A 16,649-nucleotide genomic window follows, 5' to 3' on the forward strand; every position below is an offset into this window, starting at 1 on the left:
CTTCCTTACCGGCGATTGCCGTTGGCATCGTAACTGGGGGTTCGGGTGTCGGTGGCCGGGCGGCTCGGGGCTGCATCGCGTTGGGGGTAGCGATTGCCGATGCCACCGTTGTCCAAGGTCGGTGTGCGCGGGGTCGGCCCGGTCTGGATACCGCGGGTCGCCGGCGCGTTGGGCTGGGTGCCCTGCATGCTATTGGGATTGGCCCGGTGGATCGGGCTGTTGTTGGAATCACTGCGGCCCGGCAGGTCTTGCGCCAGGGCCAACGGCGTGAGTGCCAGACCCAATGCCAGCACTGCGAGATGACGCACACAACGGTTCATGGCAAAGCCTCTTTGAGACGAGCATTACGTGCTTTCGATAACACGCTAACCCGTGGGTTCGGCTTTGGGCATTAAATAGTTTCTCATCAGGTGTAACACGATCTGTCCGCACATCCGTTCGCAGCGCTGTCCGGGGAAACTTTTCGCGTCGCCGTCGAGTCACCAGAAGACAGCCCCAGCTCAAGGAATCGCAGGTATGCCACGCTCTATCTGGAAAGGCGCCATCAGTTTTGGCTTGGTTCATATCCCGGTGTCGCTGGTGTCAGCCACCTCCTCCCAGGGCGTGGATTTCGACTGGCTGGACAAGCGCAGCATGGACCCGGTGGGCTACAAACGCATCAACAAGACCACCGGCAAGGAGGTCACCAAAGAGAACATCGTCAAAGGCGTGGCCTTCGAAAAAGGCCGCTATGTGGTGCTCAGTGAGGACGAAATCCGCTCGGCCCATCCCAAGTCGACCCAGACCATTGAGATCATCGCGTTTGTCGACAGCGACCAGATCCCGCTGCAGAACATCGACACGCCCTACTTCCTGGCGCCGGATAAACGCGGCGGCAAGGTCTACGCACTGCTACGCGAAACCCTGAAAAAAACCCGCAAGGTGGCCCTGGCCAACGTGGTGCTGCACACCAAGCAGCACCTGGCCGCGCTGATGCCCCTGGAGTCGGCGCTGGTGCTGGTCATGCTGCGCTGGCCCGCCGAGGTACGCAGCCTGGATGAGCTGGAACTGGGCAGCGACGTGATCAAGCCGACCCTGGCCAAGGGCGAGCTGGACATGGCCAAGCGCCTGGTGGAAGACATGAGCGCCGACTGGCAGCCGGAGGCCTATCGCGACAGCTTCCAGGAAAAAATCATGGCGCTGGTGGCGAAGAAGGCCAAGGCCGGCAAGATCGAAGACGTGGAATCCCAGGAAGGCCAGGAGGAGCGTAAGTCCGCCGATGTCATCGACCTGACGGAGTTGCTCAAACGCAGCCTGGCAGGCAAGCCCGCCGCGAAAAAACCGGCCGCGAAAAAATCCAGCAAAAAGGCCTCTTGAGCCTGCCATCCGCCGGAGTGTCCCATGACAAAGCCGCTGAGCGAATACAACCGTAAACGCGACTTCGGGATCACCGCCGAACCGGCAGGCAGCGCACCTGCCGGCAAGCGCCAGGTCTCGGCGCTGAGTTTTGTGATCCAGAAGCACGACGCGCGCAACCTGCACTATGACTTTCGCCTGGAACTCGACGGTGTGCTGCTGAGCTGGGCGGTGCCCAAGGGCCCGAGCCTGGACCCCAGCCAGAAACGCCTGGCCGTGCACGTTGAAGATCACCCGCTGAGCTATGGGAGCTTCGAGGGCAGCATCCCCGCCGGTCAATATGGCGCAGGCGATGTGATTGTGTGGGACCGTGGCGTGTGGCAGCCCCATGATGACCCGCACAAGGCCTACGCCGCCGGCAAACTCAAGTTCACCCTGGTCGGCGAGAAACTCTCGGGGGACTGGGCGCTGGTGCGTACCCGCCTCAAGGGCAGTGGCGACAAGCAACAGTGGCTGCTGATCAAGGAGAAAGACCCGCAGGCACGCTCTGCCGCCGACTATGACATCGTCACGGCCGAGCCCGACAGCGTGCTCAGCGATGCATCGTTGGGGGCGTCCAAGCCCAAGGCAAAAGCCAAGTCCAAGGCTGCCCCCAAGAAGGTGCAAAGCGCCCTGCCCGAGCAATTTTCCCCGCAGTTGGCCACGCTGGTGGACCGCGCCCCCGAGGGTGACTGGCAATACGAAATCAAGTTTGACGGCTACCGCATGCTGGCGCGCATCCGCGACGGCGAGGTGCGGCTGTTCACCCGCAATGGCCACGACTGGACCGAACGCCTGCCGCGCCAGACCAAGGCGCTGCAAGCCCTCAAGCTTAAAGACAGCTGGCTCGACGGCGAAGTGGTCAGCCTCAATGGCGACGGCCTGCCGGATTTTCAGGCGCTGCAAAACGCCTTCGATATCGGCCGTAGCCTGGACATTGTGTATTACCTGTTCGACGCGCCGTTTCTGGACGGCAGTGACCAACGCCTGGCGCCGGTGGAACAGCGCCGTGCCGCGCTTGAGGCGGCGCTGTCGCGCAGCTCAAGCAAACTGCTGCGCTTCTCCCAGGCCTTTGCCGCCAACCAGCGCGATATCTTCGAAAGCGCGTGCGACCTGGCCTTGGAGGGGGTGATCGGCAAACGTCTCGGCAGCCCGTATGTGTCGAGTCGCAACGCCGATTGGGTCAAGCTCAAATGCCGCCTGCGCCAAGAGTTCGTGATTATCGGCTACACCCGCCCCCAGGGTTCGCGCAGCGGGTTCGGCGCCCTGCTGCTGGCGGTCAATGACGATACCGGGCTGGTGTACGCCGGGCGTGTGGGCACCGGGTTCGACCAGGCTGCGCTGAAGCACATCTTCGCCCAGCTCGCGCCCCTGGAGCGCAAGGCATCGCCGCTGGCCAAAGCGCTCACCAGCGCCCAGGCACGGGGCGTGCATTGGGTGGAACCGACATTGGTCGGCGAGGTGCAGTTTGCCGAGTGGACCCGTGAAGGCGTGGTCCGCCAAGCCGCCTTTGTGGGGTTGCGTACCGACAAGCCCGCCGCGCAGATCATCCATGAACAGCCGCGCGCGGCCAAATCCCTCAAGGCCCCCAAAGCCAAGCAGACCGGCAGCGTGAACATCACCCATCCCGAGCGGATCATTGACCCGCAAAGCGGCACACAAAAACAGCAATTGGCACAGTTCTACGCGCGCATCAGCGAGTGGCTGCTGCCCTTCCTGCGCCATCGCCCGGTGTCACTGCTGAGGGCGCCGGAAGGCATCGAGGGCGAGCAGTTCTTCCAGAAACACGCTGAGCGCCTGGCCATTCCTCACATCAAGCAGCTGGACCCGGCGCTGGACCCCGGCCACGCTCGCCTGATGGAGATAAACAATGCGCAGGCCCTGCTCGGCGCGGTGCAGATGGGCACGATCGAACTGCACACCTGGGGCGCCACGTGGGACAAGATCGAAACACCGGACCTGTTTGTACTGGACCTCGACCCAGACCCGGCGCTGCCGTGGAAAACCATGGTCGAAGCGGCGCAACTGACCTTGTCGGTGCTGGACGAACTGGGCCTGCACGCCTTCGTCAAGACCAGCGGCGGCAAAGGCCTGCACCTGGTCGTGCCGCTCGCCCGCCGCGATGGCTGGGACACGGTGAAAGCCTTCGCCAAGGCCATTGCGCAGTTCATGACCGCGCAACTGCCCGAGCGCTTTACCGCCACTTCAGGGCCGAAAAACCGCGTCGGCAAGATCTTTATCGACTATCTGCGCAATGCCCGCGGTGCCAGCACCGTAGCGGCCTATTCGGTGCGCGCACGGCCAGGCTTGCCGGTGTCGGTACCGGTGAGTCGCGATGAGTTGAATGGATTGCGCAGTGCCCAGCAATGGACGGTGGCCAACCTGCACCAACGCCTGGACGCGTTGAAAGCTGATCCGTGGGACGGTTACGCCCATCGGCAGAAAATCACCGCCAAGATGTGGGACAAGTTGAGCGCGACACCGCCTAAGTGAGTCGCGCCCCGACTGTGCCTTAGATCAGCAGGAAGATCGCCGCCAAAGCGGCGAAGATCGCCCATTTTTCCAGGTAATACCGCGTGCGGTTGCGCTTTTTAAGCTCTTTGCCGCGCAGGCGAATCTTGTACAGCCGGGTAAACGCCCGGTTCAACCCACCGGTCTTGTCTCCGGCATCGTTGGGCGACCCGGCAGCCGCCATCACGTTGCGGCTGAACCAGCGATTGAACGCCGCCGCCCAGCGGTATTTCATCGGCCGCTCGACATCGCAGAACAGAATGATGCGGTTCTGCTGCGTGGTGTTCTCAGCGTAGTGAATGAAGGTTTCGTCAAACATCACAGGCTCGCCATCGCGCCAGTAATAATTTTCGCCGTCCACATTGATATAGCAGCCCGGATCATTCGGCGTGTCCAGGCCCAGGTGATAGCGGTAGGAACCGGCGTAGGGGTCACGGTGGCGCACCAGCTTGGAGCCCGGTGGCAGCTCGGCAAACATCGCCGCCTTGATCGAGCCGATGCTTTGCACCAGCTCGGTGGTGCGCGGGCACAGCTTCATCGCCGAGGGGTGACTGTCGCCGTACCACTTGAGGTAGAAACGCTTCCAGCCAGATTTGAAGAAGGAGTTGAAGCCCACGTCGTTGTATTGGTCGGAGCGCTTGATTTCACCGGCACGCATCAGGTTCTGGCCTTCCTCGCGAATTTCCTCCCAGTGCGCCTGCAAGGGGCTCAGGTCGGGAAAATCGCTGGGCGAGAGGTACGGTCGGCTGGGCAGCTTGGAGAACAGATAAAGGAAGCAGTTGATCGGCGCCAGGAAGGTCGAATGGTCGCTGAGTTGGCGGCCCAGCTTATGCCGCACCCGACCACGCAGGTGTACATACGCGATGGAGGCAACGTAGAGAACAACAATGATGAGTTTCAAGGGATTTCGTCACACGTCAGAAGAGAACAGGCTGCTCCTGCGTGCCCACAACGGCCGAGGATGGATGGCAGCACCTGAAATCACAATTCACACAATCGGCACAAGAGGCTGGTTGACCAACCGCCTCATGGCCATTGGCAGTTATTTAGCCACAGTTTGTAACCAAAAGTTAACTAAGAATTGTGAAAAGCTGTCTTCTCGGTGTGGTGAATAAGCGCCCCGGCGGGCCAGCCTTATGGCGGGCCCGCGCGACGCCTGACGTGCGCTAGTGGCCCGGCAAGCGCCGCTCGTCAACCAGGGAAAACGGCCCGGTTGCGCGTCGCACTTGATGGAAGTAAGTGAGCATCGCCAGCAGAATGCCGAGCATCAACCCAACCAACACACTCAGTGCGATGATCATCGCCCCTTTAGGCTTGATCGGGTTCAAGGGTTCCTGCGCCTGACGGTCGACGCTCACCAGTTTCAACTGGCTCATGTCGATGTTGAGGCTGCGCAATCGCGCGTCTTCTGCCCAGAGCGGGTCAACGTTCTGCAGGAACACGTCTTCATTCTCGCGGTTGCTGAGCGCCTCGACTTCACGATTGACGTCGAGCATACGCAATTCCTTGCCGATCTCGGCCACCCGACTGTGGGTGAAATCATCGTTGGTACGTTTACGCAACGCTGCCCGCTCGGCCTCCAGCGCCTCGGTCCCCATGAAGTACAGGGGGATCTCCTGATTGGTCACAACCGTGCGCATTACCGGGCTCGTACCCCGCGGCGCCTCTGCCCCCATGGCACCTGGTGCAGTCGGTTGGCGGATGCCGATGGCTTTGGCAATCGAAATCGCCTCGGCCAGTTCCGCCAGCCGCGCGGTGCGCTCCATTTTCATCTGCAAACGCAAGGCGGTGAGTTCGTCCTGCAAACGCGCACGCCTGATTTTGTCCTCCTCCAGCAACCCGGCGATTTTCGACTCTTTGCCCGTGTCGTAGTTGGCACGCTCCGCGTCGATTTTGCCCTTGAGTTCACTAAGACGGTTATTGACGATCACCTTGAGGTCAGCGCCCACCTGCTCGCGCTCAAGGGCGATGGCGTAATCGACGAAGCCGTTGAGAATCGCGACGCCGTCGACCTCCTTGGGGTAATGCATCTCCAGGCGGATAAAGCTGCTGAGCGAGGCGGCCTTCTTGGGGTCGGGCAGCACCAGTTTGATGGCATCACGGTTGAACGCTTCAAAGCTCTGCTCCAGGCTTTGCCCTGGGCGTTGAAACGCTTCAAAAAGCGCCGCATTGGCCCTGAAAAAACCCAGGCGGGCTTCATAGGAGTCCAGCCGCGCGCCGACCTTGGACAACGCACTGGCCGGCGGTAGCGCATAGACTTCCGAGCGGTTGAGCGCGTCCAGTTCGTTGATTGCAGCAGGGCGCAGCACACTGCTGACCTGATAAACCCTCGGTGCGAGAAGCGCGTAGCCTACTCCCAGAAGGCCCGCGAGCAGCGTGCAAGCAATGACGCGTTTTTTCTGGTTCCAGATCGCGTGAAGCAGTTCAATCAGATCAATCTCGTCCGACGGTGACTGTTGATGGAGCTGGGGAGTGTTGTTCAAAATTCTTACACCCTGATGCGTTGTTGAGGTCCGGCACTGAAACAAAGGCCTGGATGACAACTTGAATAAACAGGGGCAACGTCCGGGCACACGACGTGCGTGGCTCTCTGCTGGCATGGGATCACCTGATTGACTGAGTCCTCAGCCAAGCAGCGTGAAATTTTGTATCAACTACGCGAGTGTCGAATTGGTAGACACGTCGAAAAGAGATGAACCGTTTCGAGACGTTACCCAGCGGTCAGGCAACATAACGTTAATTGCCTGTCGTCAAAGGATAAATAGCAATAAAATCAAAAAAATAGGATTGCTCCTACACGTAATTTCACTTCAGTTCATAAATAACACCACAATGTCTGTAACGACAGGCATATCGCCTTTCAGAAAAAGGAATTTCGCATGTCATCCATTTCAGACCCGGATTTGCAGGCCATTCAAGGTGCCTGGGAGCAAACCTCGCTCGAAGACAGTGGCGTGCTTAACCCTGTCGACGCCCACAGCGCGCCGGGGGCAATCACCACCATCCGCGGCGACCGCTTCGAAGTGAAGACCGTCGAGGGCGAAGTGTTACTGGCAGGCCGGTTTTTCCTGGACAGCAGCACCGTCCCCAAGAGCATCACCTGGGTTGACGCCATTGGTGATGACGCCGGCAAGTTTCTGCCTGCCAGTTATCGCCTTGAAGGGGATGAGTTTGTGTTCATCGCAGCGGACGAAGGTATGCCCCGACCACGCTCGTTCAGTACTGGCCCAGGTCAAACCATGCGCACCTTCGTGCGCCGCGCCTGATCAGCGCCGCTTACGAACAGGCGACAGCATTTTCACAAAGCCTTCACTTTCCGGTCTATAGGGTGAAGCCTACCTACTCCAGTGAATCCCTTAGCCCGCCTCTCCTCGCGGGCTTTTTTTGCCTGGGAGAAAGTCGAGTCGCGCGGCTCGAACTTAACGCAAAGCGCACAGGTCATTAGCCCATGAGGTGTTCAGCCGTTGAACGCCCTCCCCCTAAAGACCGTGCCATGGCCAAGACCGACCTGCGTAACACCCTGTCGCTGGACAGCCTGAATTTTTTCCTGGCAGATGTACGCGACGGCCTCGGCCCCTACCTGGCCATTTACCTGCTGGCCGTGCACCAATGGGACCCGGCCAGTATCGGCGTGGTCATGACCCTGGCCGGTATCGCGGCACTGATCACCCAAGGCCCGGCGGGCGCATTGATCGATCGCACGCGCAGCAAACGTGGGGTGATCGCGGTGGCTGCGGTGCTGGTGACCGTCAGCTGCCTGATGCTGCCCTTTGTCAGCTCGTTCAGCCTGGTTGCCTTGACCCAGGCAGCCAGCGCCATCGCCGCCTCCGTGTTTGCCCCGGCGATTTCCGCGATCTCCCTGGGCATTACCGGGCCGCGCGCGTTCACCCGACGCACCGGGCGCAACGAAACCTTCAACCACGCCGGCAATGCCGTGGCCGCATTGCTGGCCGGTGGCCTGGCGTACCTGTTTGGTCCGGTGGTGGTGTTTTACCTGATGGCCTTTATGGCAGCGGCCAGTGTCATCGCGGTCAGTTGCGTGTCGGCCGAGGCGATTGACCATGAAGTGGCGCGCGGCTTCGACCCTGCCCACGCCGCCGATCACGAACAGCCCTCCGGCCTCACGGTACTGCTGGCCAACCGCCCACTGCTGCTGTTTGCCATCTGCTGTGCGCTGTTTCATCTGGCAAATGCCGCCATGCTGCCGCTGGTCAGCCAGAAGCTTTCGCAGATCAACCTGCAGATGGCCACACCGCTAACCTCAGCCTGCATCGTCGCGGCGCAGTTGGTCATGGTGCCGATGGCCTGGCTGGTGGGGCTCAAGGCCGATATATGGGGGCGCAAGCCGCTGCTGCTGGCCGGTTTCATGATTTTGCCGTTGCGCGGTGTGTTGTACACCCTGTCCAGCGACCCCTACTGGCTGGTGGCGGTGCAGATGCTCGATGGTATTGGCGCGGGGATCTTTGGCGCGCTGTTCCCGGTCATCGTCAAGGACCTGACCCAGGGCACCGGCCGTTTCAATGTGAGCTTGGGGGCGCTGTCCACTGTGTTTGGCCTGGGCGCGGCACTGAGCAGCAGCCTGGCGGGGTTCGTGGTGCAACAGGCCGGTTATAACGCCGCGTTCCTGACCCTGGCCGGGGTGGCCGCGCTGGCGTTGGCCCTGTTGTGGCTGGCGATGCCGGAGACGCTGGTGAAACCATCTTTCGCCTGCCATACAACTGTCGCCTGACATATGCGACAATGCGCGCCAAATTCCAACACACATCCCCCATTTTTTGCTCAGCGACCGGGTTTCGCGCCTTGATGTCGCTGTTGATGCATGCCTGAAGGCTCCTGCCGCCACGCTCGCAACCCATTGATAGGTAAAGTAATTGATCTCCACAGCTAACATCACCATGCGGTCTGAAACGCATAATGGTGATTAGCGGTGATCAGTGTTTGCTGGGCGAAGTCGTCATGAGTAATCAGCCATAACACACAGAAATGCACCCGTTGGTCCCAAGACTGGTCCCAACGGGGAAATTTCAGCCCATGCCAGAACTGCATAACCGCACTCCTACGGCGTCCTGCCGACCCGAATCAAAACCCTCAATGCACTGCCTGCTACGCTGAGAGATCTACGGAGAATCAGCCATGCCGAATACCGACCTACTCCCTTCCCTGCTATCAAAGCTCTACGAAAATCAACTCGCCCTGGAAGCCTCGATCATGGAGTTATCAAACTGGGTGGAGCAGCGTGGCTCCGCCGAGGTCGCAGAAAATATCCGGGGAGCGCTGCACACCCTCGATGACAACGAAGAGTTCATCAAGCTGAGCCTAGCCATCCTCATGGCGTCGGAATGAACCGGCTATGAGAGAACCTGCTAGTGAATCATCTCTTTTGCTTTCTCTAAGCAATCCGTTGCGCTATCTAGAGCCTCCGCAGCTTTCGCAGTGTCGACATTGCCATCTTGACTTCGACGGCCGGTGATAACGAAGAGGACATCAATGCCTAACCCAGATATCGCTGCAAGATAATCGGCTCGAGGATATCTGATACCGTTTTCGTATCGGCCTTGCGCATTAACTTCAACCCCACCAATCGATCCTACTCTCGCCTGAGAAAGACCAAGACGCAGCCTTTCAGATTTCAGTCTTTCGCCAATGCTCATGATTTGAATCCAAATGAGTGGTTATGAATTTGAGAGGCTGACAGGGCAAGTAAAGTTCAAGGGCTACTGCAGGCGCTATGCGCGTACCATGGGGGCCATCCCTGCCCCAGCGTCCTGCCGACGGAAACCACTCTTTCTACTTGCAAGCCACCGACCAAAGCTGATCAAGCCTCGTCGTGTAGCTCTGACTCATCATCTCCCGGCGCATTCCCCAGTTGGGGTTCGTAGGCACGCTGGCCGACCGTAGTGTTCCCCTTCCCCACCTGTCATTGATCTGGTCCAGTACGGTCATCACCCTGGTCGCTTCGGTCGACTGAGACACCGCGAATAGATCATCCGTGTATTCACCTGGCTGGCACAGATTGAGCAGCATCACCTCGGCCTTGCTGTAGTTGAAGCCTGGACGGTAGATGTGGTCGAGCGCATCAACCGCCGTCTTGGTGAGTAATCGCACATCGTCGGTTGGATAAGGCACGTCCACCACAACCCCGTTCGCGTACTTCGCCTCGTCCGGATTGAACATGCCGGTGCGGATGCAGACCCGGACTTTCTTGCAGAGCGAGTTCTGCGCCCGGAGCTTTTGCGATTCCCACCCCGACGGGGATACCAGTGCACCGCAGCACCTGGGCGCGGATCTGCCGGCCGAGAGCGTCAAGCCCGCCAATTCCGGTGAGGTCGGCGAATGCTTCGTCGATGCTGTAGATCTCGACGGCGGGCACCATCGATTCAATAAGCGTCATCACGCGCTCGCTCATGTCGCCGTAGAGAGCGTAGTTCGAGGAAAACGGGATGATTCCGTGTTGCTTGAGCTTGTGCTTGATCTGGAAATACGGCTCGCCCATCTTGATATAGGGCTTGGCGTCGTAGCTTCGAGCAATAACGCAACCGTCATTGTTGCTCAGCACGACAATCGGCGTCCTGGCGAGATCCGGGCGGAATACACGCTCGCAACTGGCATAGAAGCTGTTGCAGTCGATCAGGGCAAAGACTGGCGAGTTAGACATGGCTGCGGACTGTGCTGGTGATCACACCCCAGATCGATAGCTCGTCGCCTTCCAGTACATAGCGCGCCGGGTACTTCGGGTTTTCAGACAGTAAGATCACTTCTTTTCCGCGCTTGCAGAGGCGCTTGCACATGGGGTCGTTGTTTAGGAGGGCCACCACTATGTGGCCGTGCGCAGGCTCAATTGAGCGATCCACCACCGCCAGATCACCCTCGAATATCCCAGCACCCTGCATGCTCTCACCTGTGATCATCACCAGATAAACATGGGGCGCCCTGATGTTAAGCACTTCATCCAGAGAAATATGCTGCTCAATGTGATCGGCCGCAGGCGATGGAAAACCAGCCGGTACATGAAACGAGCAAAGAGGCAGTTTTGCGCCTCCTTCAGCTATTGGACCCAGGATGTTGAAGCTCATGGCGGTGCCTTATGCAAATACTGTACGAATATACAGTTAACTTTGTAAGCGGCTTGCGGTCAATTTCTCTATGGGGGATTTCGACAGGCGGAGGTGTGTCTATGTGCGGTCGATTCGTGCAGTACGAGGGAATGGCGATCTACATAGAGGAATTGAGCCCTCAGATCGAATTGTTCAGTGGCTACGACGCACAACCGATCAATCGGTTTAACGTGGCGCCTACAACGCGTGTGCAGTTGCTGCACAGCAAAGAGGATGGGTTGCACATTGACGCTGTGCAATGGGGATGGGCGCCGTTCTGGGCGAAAGGAAAGCGCCCTGATCCAATAAATGCTCGGGTCGAAACCGTGACCACTGGCAAGTTCTTCAAACAGCTTTGGCCAACTGGCCGCGCGATTGTACCCAGCGAAGGCTGGTATGAATGGGTCAAAGACCCGGACGACCCGAAAAAGAAACAGCCATACTTCATCCGACTGAAAAGCAGAAAGCCGATGTTCTTCGGCGCCTTAGCCCAAGTACACCCAGGCCTTGAACTGCATGAGGGCGACGGCTTCGTCATCATCACTGCGGCCAGTGACCAGGGCATGGTGGACATACATGACCGCCGGCCATTGGTCCTTACCCCTGAACACGCCAATGAATGGCTCGAACCTGGTCTCTCGCCGGCGCGCGCGGAGGAAATCGCGAAAGAGCTGTGCCAGCCTACCGAACAGTTCGAGTGGTTTCCTGTTGGTAGGGGCGTCGGCAACGTCAGGAACCAAGGTCCAGAGCTTATAGAGCCGGACTTATCGGCTAAAAAACCACATGACGAACCCGACGGCAGTAACCCATCCTAAGGTAAGCAGAAATGAAAGGCCTGCAAGCCGCTTGTCCATGCTTCCCCTTTTAGGAATGATTCGGTCACTGCAGTGCGAACGTAAGGTGGAAGTATAGTTCAGTGATCCCACCAAACAACCTCCCTAACATAGGCCTGGCAAGCGCGCAGTGTTATTAGTCCTCGGTCACCGGCGTCGGTGATGGCGATAATTCTTTGAGCATGAACTGGGTGCACATCAGGTATTCCGGGCTATGCGAGTAACGCTGACGATGCCGTGGGCAGTTTAGGCGCGCAGCAGAGAATCAATGACTCTTTCGAAGCGAGGAGCACTTGTTTTTCAAGTACTCTGCTCTACCTGATGCTCTACAAATAGGATACGTGATGAAGGACCTCGCCATATTTTTGTCGACTGCAATTGCTCTATCAGTAACATTGTCGGAGGCAGCCGCTGAACCATCATTGCGCCTGCAACGTGCTTCAGGTTTGTGGAAGGTTACGCCGTCCACCTCGCCGTTTTCCTGGGAAATATGCGTCGATCATGCTAAAGACAGACTTATAGATGACGACCTGTGGAGCGACTTCGAACAGGAGTGCAAAATCGAATCGAAAAGCGGCAGCGGCGATAGCTACAGTTTCAAATCACGCTGCCCTGAAGCGATTATGGCCGGTACTTTCAAAGGCGACCTTGCGAAGTCCTATGTACTGACGGCAGATACGTCGTTTGAGCTAAATGGAAAAATTGAAAGACAACGCACAGTGATTAATGGCAGCTTTCAGGGCGCTTGCCCGGCGGGAATGGAGCCGGGTGTGAAAAAAATGCGCGGAGGAATGAAGATCAATTCCCCATACTCCAATAGATGAAAGGTTCACAACGTCATCGCTTGACGAGCCTCGAACTCAAATGCCTCAATTGGCACGTATAACGCTTAATTTTGGCTGAGGTCATTGCCCTCGCACCTTCTAGGCGTTCTATATATCCTTCGGGATGATCTAGGGCTTGTTCTGGTGAACGCTGATCTGTCGGAGTGACTCCATCGTAAGCGAGTCTTCAGTCTTTGCTTTTGGCGCTCTGCGGTTTCGTAGAAGTGCTTGAGTTAAGAGTACTGAGCAACTTTTACGGATCGGCAAGGCAGAAGTCGTTAAGTTTTTTTAGAGCCCGGCGGCGCGCGACGCTTCGAGGTGGATAGTAACTCAAGGAAGGAAATATGATTCGCTTATTGATTGCTACGCTTTGCCTAATGCTCCTCTCCAGTTGCACAACAAGCGTCAGTCCTGACGTGCGCGAGCGAGTGTGGTATTCCGAAGGAGAGAGACCAGCCACCGCCCCTTGGCACGTCTATTTGGTATTTACTGACGACGGTCATTTCATCTATTGGCGCACTGTAGAAAAACCTGATGTTGTACTCAAAAAAATTGACTCCTACATGAAAGGCACCGGTCTCGATGTTGGCAGCCCGGTGCCATACAAACGAACTGAAAACGACTTAAACGCGGTTTCGCGAACTCCGCTCCTAAGTAGAACGGGTGAGACGGTCTACACTGATGTCCGCACCTTTAGAGGGCGCTTTGTCGGCGAAGCTTTAGAAATAGATTTCGAAAGAATCACTGTCTGGCCTCCCCGCCCTACATTTTCTGAAGGCGTCAGACGATGGTCGTTGAAAAGACTTAGCTCCTTGCAAGATAAGTGAAAAGCCGAGTGTGATGGCGCCTCTTTTCAATATGAAGGCTACCAGAGAGGCATCAAAGACACCCAATGCTTCTCTAGAATGAATCCCACAGCGGAAGCCCGCCAAGATTATGAAAGCACTCTGGCAAAAAAAATGTAGTCGGAGCAGCCTCAGAGCTAACTGACAAGCTCTAGAGGCTGAGGACAGCTGCCGCTTATAGCCCATGCGCCGCCGACACTCAGTCGACGAAGCCCTATTCCGCTTTTCCTAGATGAATTGAGGTAAGCGATTGATAGCTCCGCTCACACGCCAGACCAGCTATTCGGGCTCGGTCATACGCAACAGCCAGCTCCCCCGCTCTTTTGTCAGCCCGCTCGAACAGTTCGGAGAGCACCATAGCGGCGCGGGTGGCTGACGCGCCTCGCTGGGCAGCTCCGGGATCGCCGGGGCAGGCACTGGCGGCAAGCTTGTTGGCTTCGATGTGCAGCCGCTCACCAGCGGCATCAGCAGCGCCAGCATCCACAGTTGCAGCCTTGTTCTGTTCTCGCGCATCGCTTGCTTCCTTATTCACGGACGCCTGGCGGCGCTGTTCTTCGGCGCGGGCCTCGGTGCCCGCATTGGTGATAGCGATAGCCTGGGCCTTGCCGATGTCTGCCAGCTTTGTGCCGTAGCGCCAGTCCTGGACCTGCCAGGTGCCAACGGCGGTGATCATCATCCCCAGCAGGATCGCGGCCAGGATCTGCCCGGGCGTCACGACATGGCCCCGCCAGCCAGGCGGTATTGCTTCAGCAGGTCCTCCAGTCGGTGCTCGCGCTGGCCATACCCGGCACCCGGCAGGCTGGCCCATATGTTCCGGCACTTCGCGATGGCCGTCTCGATCCGGCCCGCAAGCACGTCAGGCAATGCCCGGCACTCACGGATGTGCTGCAGCGCCAACATGTCCTGGCTGATCGGGCTGAAGTCCGGCAGCTTGAGTAACGCCTTGTAATGCGGCCAGTCCTTCAGCATCTGCTGATAGCGGCCGGAAGCGTTGGACGTGAGCCCCTTGCTGTTGATGACCTTCGACGCGCGGCCCTTGGCGAAAGGATGATCCGTAAAGTCCTTGAATACCTCGGGCTTACGGTCGATACCGGTCACGATCACGTCGTATCCATCCATGGCCGTGGCCGGGGAGGTGCTGGTGCCCTCGCCCCAGGCGAGCATATCGAGGAACGCCAAAGCATTGCGGCCGCCGGCGAGCGATTCGGAAAGTCGTGCCATTGCTTTTCTCCAGGCAAAAATAAACCCGCTCGATGGCGGGTGGTGGTGTTCGGCTATGAGTCAGCTTGGCGCGATCGGGCGCTTGCTGGTGTCGGGGAAGTCAGGGTTGGTGTTCGTCCATTTGCGCAATGCGATCCAGTAGTCTTTCCACAGCTGCTCAGTGCCCGGAATATCCTCTTCACCCATTTGGAAGGCTGTTACTGCCTCCATGGCCAGAGGCATTTGTTCGGCGCGCCATGCGTTTTCAATCATGCCTTCGCTCGCTTGCTTGGCTTCTTGATTAACAGCCCACTCTCCGTCTCCCTGCGCGACGTAATACGGCGCATCTAAATCTTCAGGGCGAAGGCTGTTCATCACAATGAAACCGTCGGGACAATCACCGCCAACTTGTTGCAGATTTTCACCAACCATTGCAAACACCATCATCCTTTGAGCCTCCAGACCTTAACGCGAACTTGTGACGCCGCGTTGATATTTGACGAGTTGCCATGCGGGCTACCCCCGTTTTGTGATCCGGTCATGACGAAAGAACTTCCACTCTGAATTACGATTTTGTCCGTAACAGGTAGCTGAGCGGCCTTTACCCCATAGCCCCCGCCGTTGTAGATCCACCCAGTCTCACCCCAAATGTTGTTGTAAACAATTTCAGCGATACAGAAAACGGGCTTCCCTTGGAACGGGTTATCGACTACCAGGCGGGTGTTAATTGCGATGGTTCCCGGAGCTGCCTCGGTGCCATTTGGGTAGAGGTAGACAAAGTCCGCAAGTGAAGCATCCATCTTCGCGCTTAGGGCATTCTGCAAATCCGCTTGCTCAGAAAGCGCACCCGTAATTGCGCCCCATGACGTCGAGGTATTGACGACCAACCAGGTTCCCAGGCTAGAAAGGAACCGGAGCGGCCCTGCAGATGGCGCAGGAACAAGTCCCTTTACCCCCGCCGCACCAGTCGTTGCGCCAACTAACGCCGCCAGGCCCTGCCTGATTCGGTCGAAGCCATCCAAGGTGAGTGCACGTAGTGACTTGATGTCGTTGTTGTCGCCACTGGACGCCTTACCGACCGTGGCGGCCTCAGCACGCTCGGCGGACTCCTCGGCCTCAGTAGCCGAGGCCGCTGCCGCCTGCTCGGACTGGATAATGGAGTTTTTCGCCGACTCCGCTCGACCAGCAGCTTCGCCGGATGCCTGGGCTGAGCCCTGACTCTGCTGGGCCGCCAGGAGTGCGGCATTTTTATTATCGGTAGCGGCCTCCGCTGCTGATCCCGCTATACCGGCCTGCTCGGTGGCCGTCGCTTTGGATCGTTCGGCGGATTCAGCAGCCTCTGTGGCAGCCGCAACCTGCTCCTGCATGTCGGACACGCCACTGGCAATTATCTGCGTGGCCGCCCGAAGGGCGTCAGCCGAATCTTTGATGTAACCCTGCATAGGGGCGAGCGCATAACTGCCTGAAGCCAGAGTAGGGCCTTGGTAGTCGGGAGCGATCGACATTGCCGTGTTACTTGCAATGTTGATGACCTCGTACCATTTGCCATCAGGCCCTCGAAAGGCATCGCCTACGCGCGAATTTGCTATGAAGGACGTTCCCGTACCGATGACAGTATTGGAACCTTGAGTAACGGTAACAACGCCCGTCTTGTACCAACTCATACTTTTCTCCAGGCAATAAAAAACCGCTCATGGCGGTCTAGCCATTAAATACATTGTGTAGGCATCTAAGATATTGGCTTGGCAAATATCACGGTATTGTAAAGCGAAGTGGCCATATCAACACCGACAGCCTGAATCACTAATCTATCGTTATTATATTGCCATACGGCATACATGCTGCCTTGTCGACTTTGTGTGCCACCTATATCCATGGCAATATTATTTAGCATCATGTAATCAGTACTTAGACTCGACGAAGAGGTCCAGCTAAGCCGAGACGTACCCTGGCCTGTCGAGCTACTCC

Annotated in this window: 17 protein-coding genes and 1 pseudogene; 8 read left to right on the top strand and 10 right to left on the bottom strand. The window is 57.9% G+C overall.

Going from position 1 to position 16,649, the window contains the following annotated elements; all coding sequences use genetic code 11:
• Nucleotides 1-5: 5 nt before the first annotated feature.
• Nucleotides 6-320: a hypothetical protein gene (locus tag GIW02_RS07940; RefSeq protein ID WP_236414839.1), complete on the bottom strand. Its 315-nt coding sequence runs from the start codon at nucleotides 318-320 to the stop codon at nucleotides 6-8.
• A gap of 196 nt (nucleotides 321-516) precedes the next feature.
• Between GIW02_RS07940 and ku the strand changes: the two genes are divergently transcribed.
• Together ku and ligD are read left to right on the top strand one after the other, a co-directional pair.
• A complete protein-coding gene (ku, locus tag GIW02_RS07945) occupies nucleotides 517-1,356 on the top strand; it encodes a non-homologous end joining protein Ku (protein ID WP_236421820.1) in 840 nt (279 codons plus the stop codon).
• Nucleotides 1,357-1,380: 24 nt separating this feature from the next.
• The gene (gene ligD / locus GIW02_RS07950) at nucleotides 1,381-3,867 is read left to right on the top strand and encodes a DNA ligase D (RefSeq protein ID WP_236418246.1); all 2,487 of its coding nucleotides are present in this window, start codon (nucleotides 1,381-1,383) and stop codon (nucleotides 3,865-3,867) included.
• Nucleotides 3,868-3,886: 19 nt separating this feature from the next.
• Here the strand turns inward: ligD and lpxO are convergent, their stop codons facing one another.
• On the bottom strand, nucleotides 3,887-4,786 hold the full coding sequence (gene lpxO, locus GIW02_RS07955; RefSeq protein ID WP_236418247.1) for a lipid A hydroxylase LpxO: 900 nt from the start codon (nucleotides 4,784-4,786) through the stop codon (nucleotides 3,887-3,889).
• 265 nt (nucleotides 4,787-5,051) lie between these two features.
• Nucleotides 5,052-6,368: a Wzz/FepE/Etk N-terminal domain-containing protein gene (locus GIW02_RS07960; protein ID WP_236418249.1), complete on the bottom strand. Its 1,317-nt coding sequence runs from the start codon at nucleotides 6,366-6,368 to the stop codon at nucleotides 5,052-5,054.
• A gap of 396 nt (nucleotides 6,369-6,764) precedes the next feature.
• Between GIW02_RS07960 and GIW02_RS07965 the strand changes: the two genes are divergently transcribed.
• From GIW02_RS07965 to GIW02_RS07975, 3 genes are all read left to right on the top strand, one after another.
• The gene (locus GIW02_RS07965; RefSeq protein WP_236418250.1) at nucleotides 6,765-7,151 is read left to right on the top strand and encodes a TIGR03067 domain-containing protein; all 387 of its coding nucleotides are present in this window, start codon (nucleotides 6,765-6,767) and stop codon (nucleotides 7,149-7,151) included.
• A 227-nt stretch (nucleotides 7,152-7,378) separates the two neighbouring features.
• Nucleotides 7,379-8,614 (top strand): MFS transporter, encoded by a 1,236-nt coding sequence (locus GIW02_RS07970; RefSeq protein WP_236418251.1) that lies wholly within the window; start codon nucleotides 7,379-7,381, stop codon nucleotides 8,612-8,614.
• A 404-nt stretch (nucleotides 8,615-9,018) separates the two neighbouring features.
• Nucleotides 9,019-9,228 (top strand): hypothetical protein, encoded by a 210-nt coding sequence (locus tag GIW02_RS07975; protein ID WP_236418252.1) that lies wholly within the window; start codon nucleotides 9,019-9,021, stop codon nucleotides 9,226-9,228.
• 20 nt (nucleotides 9,229-9,248) lie between these two features.
• Here GIW02_RS07975 and GIW02_RS07980 read toward each other — a convergent pair whose 3' ends face one another.
• From GIW02_RS07980 to GIW02_RS07990, 3 genes and pseudogenes are all read right to left on the bottom strand, one after another.
• A complete protein-coding gene (locus GIW02_RS07980) occupies nucleotides 9,249-9,536 on the bottom strand; it encodes a helix-turn-helix domain-containing protein (RefSeq protein ID WP_236418253.1) in 288 nt (95 codons plus the stop codon).
• Between the two features lie 136 nt (nucleotides 9,537-9,672).
• A pseudogene (locus GIW02_RS07985) lies at nucleotides 9,673-10,540 on the bottom strand (Y-family DNA polymerase).
• Nucleotides 10,533-10,958, bottom strand: coding sequence for a LexA family protein (locus GIW02_RS07990; protein WP_032891241.1), 426 nt, complete (start codon nucleotides 10,956-10,958; stop codon nucleotides 10,533-10,535). The pseudogene GIW02_RS07985 and the gene GIW02_RS07990 overlap by 8 nt, the downstream one beginning before the upstream one ends.
• A gap of 101 nt (nucleotides 10,959-11,059) precedes the next feature.
• On the opposite strand from GIW02_RS07990, the gene GIW02_RS07995 reads away from it, so the two are divergent.
• From GIW02_RS07995 to GIW02_RS08005, 3 genes are all read left to right on the top strand, one after another.
• Nucleotides 11,060-11,794 carry an SOS response-associated peptidase family protein gene (locus GIW02_RS07995; protein ID WP_236418255.1) on the top strand — a complete coding sequence of 245 codons (735 nt, stop codon included), beginning with the start codon at nucleotides 11,060-11,062 and terminating at the stop codon, nucleotides 11,792-11,794.
• Between the two features lie 362 nt (nucleotides 11,795-12,156).
• Nucleotides 12,157-12,636 (top strand): DUF3617 family protein, encoded by a 480-nt coding sequence (locus tag GIW02_RS08000; protein ID WP_236418254.1) that lies wholly within the window; start codon nucleotides 12,157-12,159, stop codon nucleotides 12,634-12,636.
• 344 nt (nucleotides 12,637-12,980) lie between these two features.
• The gene (locus tag GIW02_RS08005; RefSeq protein WP_236418620.1) at nucleotides 12,981-13,463 is read left to right on the top strand and encodes a hypothetical protein; all 483 of its coding nucleotides are present in this window, start codon (nucleotides 12,981-12,983) and stop codon (nucleotides 13,461-13,463) included.
• A gap of 232 nt (nucleotides 13,464-13,695) precedes the next feature.
• Here GIW02_RS08005 and GIW02_RS08010 read toward each other — a convergent pair whose 3' ends face one another.
• The 4 genes from GIW02_RS08010 to GIW02_RS08025 are packed head-to-tail and all read right to left on the bottom strand — an operon-like array spanning nucleotide 13,696 to nucleotide 16,345.
• Nucleotides 13,696-14,196 (bottom strand): DUF2514 domain-containing protein, encoded by a 501-nt coding sequence (locus GIW02_RS08010; protein ID WP_236418619.1) that lies wholly within the window; start codon nucleotides 14,194-14,196, stop codon nucleotides 13,696-13,698.
• On the bottom strand, nucleotides 14,193-14,702 hold the full coding sequence (locus GIW02_RS08015; protein ID WP_236418618.1) for a glycoside hydrolase family 24 protein: 510 nt from the start codon (nucleotides 14,700-14,702) through the stop codon (nucleotides 14,193-14,195). The genes GIW02_RS08010 and GIW02_RS08015 overlap by 4 nt, the downstream gene beginning before the upstream one ends.
• Before the next feature lie 60 nt (nucleotides 14,703-14,762).
• Entirely contained in the window at nucleotides 14,763-15,128 is a 366-nt protein-coding gene (locus tag GIW02_RS08020) for a hypothetical protein (RefSeq protein ID WP_236418617.1), read from the bottom strand.
• Nucleotides 15,125-16,345 carry a hypothetical protein gene (locus tag GIW02_RS08025; RefSeq protein ID WP_236418616.1) on the bottom strand — a complete coding sequence of 407 codons (1,221 nt, stop codon included), beginning with the start codon at nucleotides 16,343-16,345 and terminating at the stop codon, nucleotides 15,125-15,127. The genes GIW02_RS08020 and GIW02_RS08025 overlap by 4 nt, the downstream gene beginning before the upstream one ends.
• Between the last annotated feature and the right edge of the window lie 304 nt (nucleotides 16,346-16,649).

Source organism: Pseudomonas syringae, assembly GCF_021606685.1.
Lineage (GTDB): Bacteria > Pseudomonadota > Gammaproteobacteria > Pseudomonadales > Pseudomonadaceae > Aquipseudomonas > Aquipseudomonas syringae_R.

Excerpts from the sequence above, each read along its gene's own strand:
- GIW02_RS08005 (WP_236418620.1), top strand. The coding sequence starts at position 12,981 with ATGATTCGCTTATTGATTGCTACGCTTTGCCTAATGCTCCTCTCCAGT.
- GIW02_RS08025 (WP_236418616.1), bottom strand. The coding sequence starts at position 16,345 with ATGAGTTGGTACAAGACGGGCGTTGTTACCGTTACTCAAGGTTCCAAT.
- GIW02_RS07970 (WP_236418251.1), top strand. The coding sequence starts at position 7,379 with ATGGCCAAGACCGACCTGCGTAACACCCTGTCGCTGGACAGCCTGAAT.
- GIW02_RS07975 (WP_236418252.1), top strand. The coding sequence starts at position 9,019 with ATGCCGAATACCGACCTACTCCCTTCCCTGCTATCAAAGCTCTACGAA.
- GIW02_RS07990 (WP_032891241.1), bottom strand. The coding sequence starts at position 10,958 with ATGAGCTTCAACATCCTGGGTCCAATAGCTGAAGGAGGCGCAAAACTG.
- GIW02_RS08015 (WP_236418618.1), bottom strand. The coding sequence starts at position 14,702 with ATGGCACGACTTTCCGAATCGCTCGCCGGCGGCCGCAATGCTTTGGCG.
- GIW02_RS07965 (WP_236418250.1), top strand. The coding sequence starts at position 6,765 with ATGTCATCCATTTCAGACCCGGATTTGCAGGCCATTCAAGGTGCCTGG.
- ku (WP_236421820.1), top strand. The coding sequence starts at position 517 with ATGCCACGCTCTATCTGGAAAGGCGCCATCAGTTTTGGCTTGGTTCAT.
- ligD (WP_236418246.1), top strand. The coding sequence starts at position 1,381 with ATGACAAAGCCGCTGAGCGAATACAACCGTAAACGCGACTTCGGGATC.
- GIW02_RS07940 (WP_236414839.1), bottom strand. The coding sequence starts at position 320 with ATGAACCGTTGTGTGCGTCATCTCGCAGTGCTGGCATTGGGTCTGGCA.
- GIW02_RS08000 (WP_236418254.1), top strand. The coding sequence starts at position 12,157 with ATGAAGGACCTCGCCATATTTTTGTCGACTGCAATTGCTCTATCAGTA.
- GIW02_RS08020 (WP_236418617.1), bottom strand. The coding sequence starts at position 15,128 with ATGATGGTGTTTGCAATGGTTGGTGAAAATCTGCAACAAGTTGGCGGT.
- GIW02_RS07980 (WP_236418253.1), bottom strand. The coding sequence starts at position 9,536 with ATGAGCATTGGCGAAAGACTGAAATCTGAAAGGCTGCGTCTTGGTCTT.
- GIW02_RS07995 (WP_236418255.1), top strand. The coding sequence starts at position 11,060 with ATGTGCGGTCGATTCGTGCAGTACGAGGGAATGGCGATCTACATAGAG.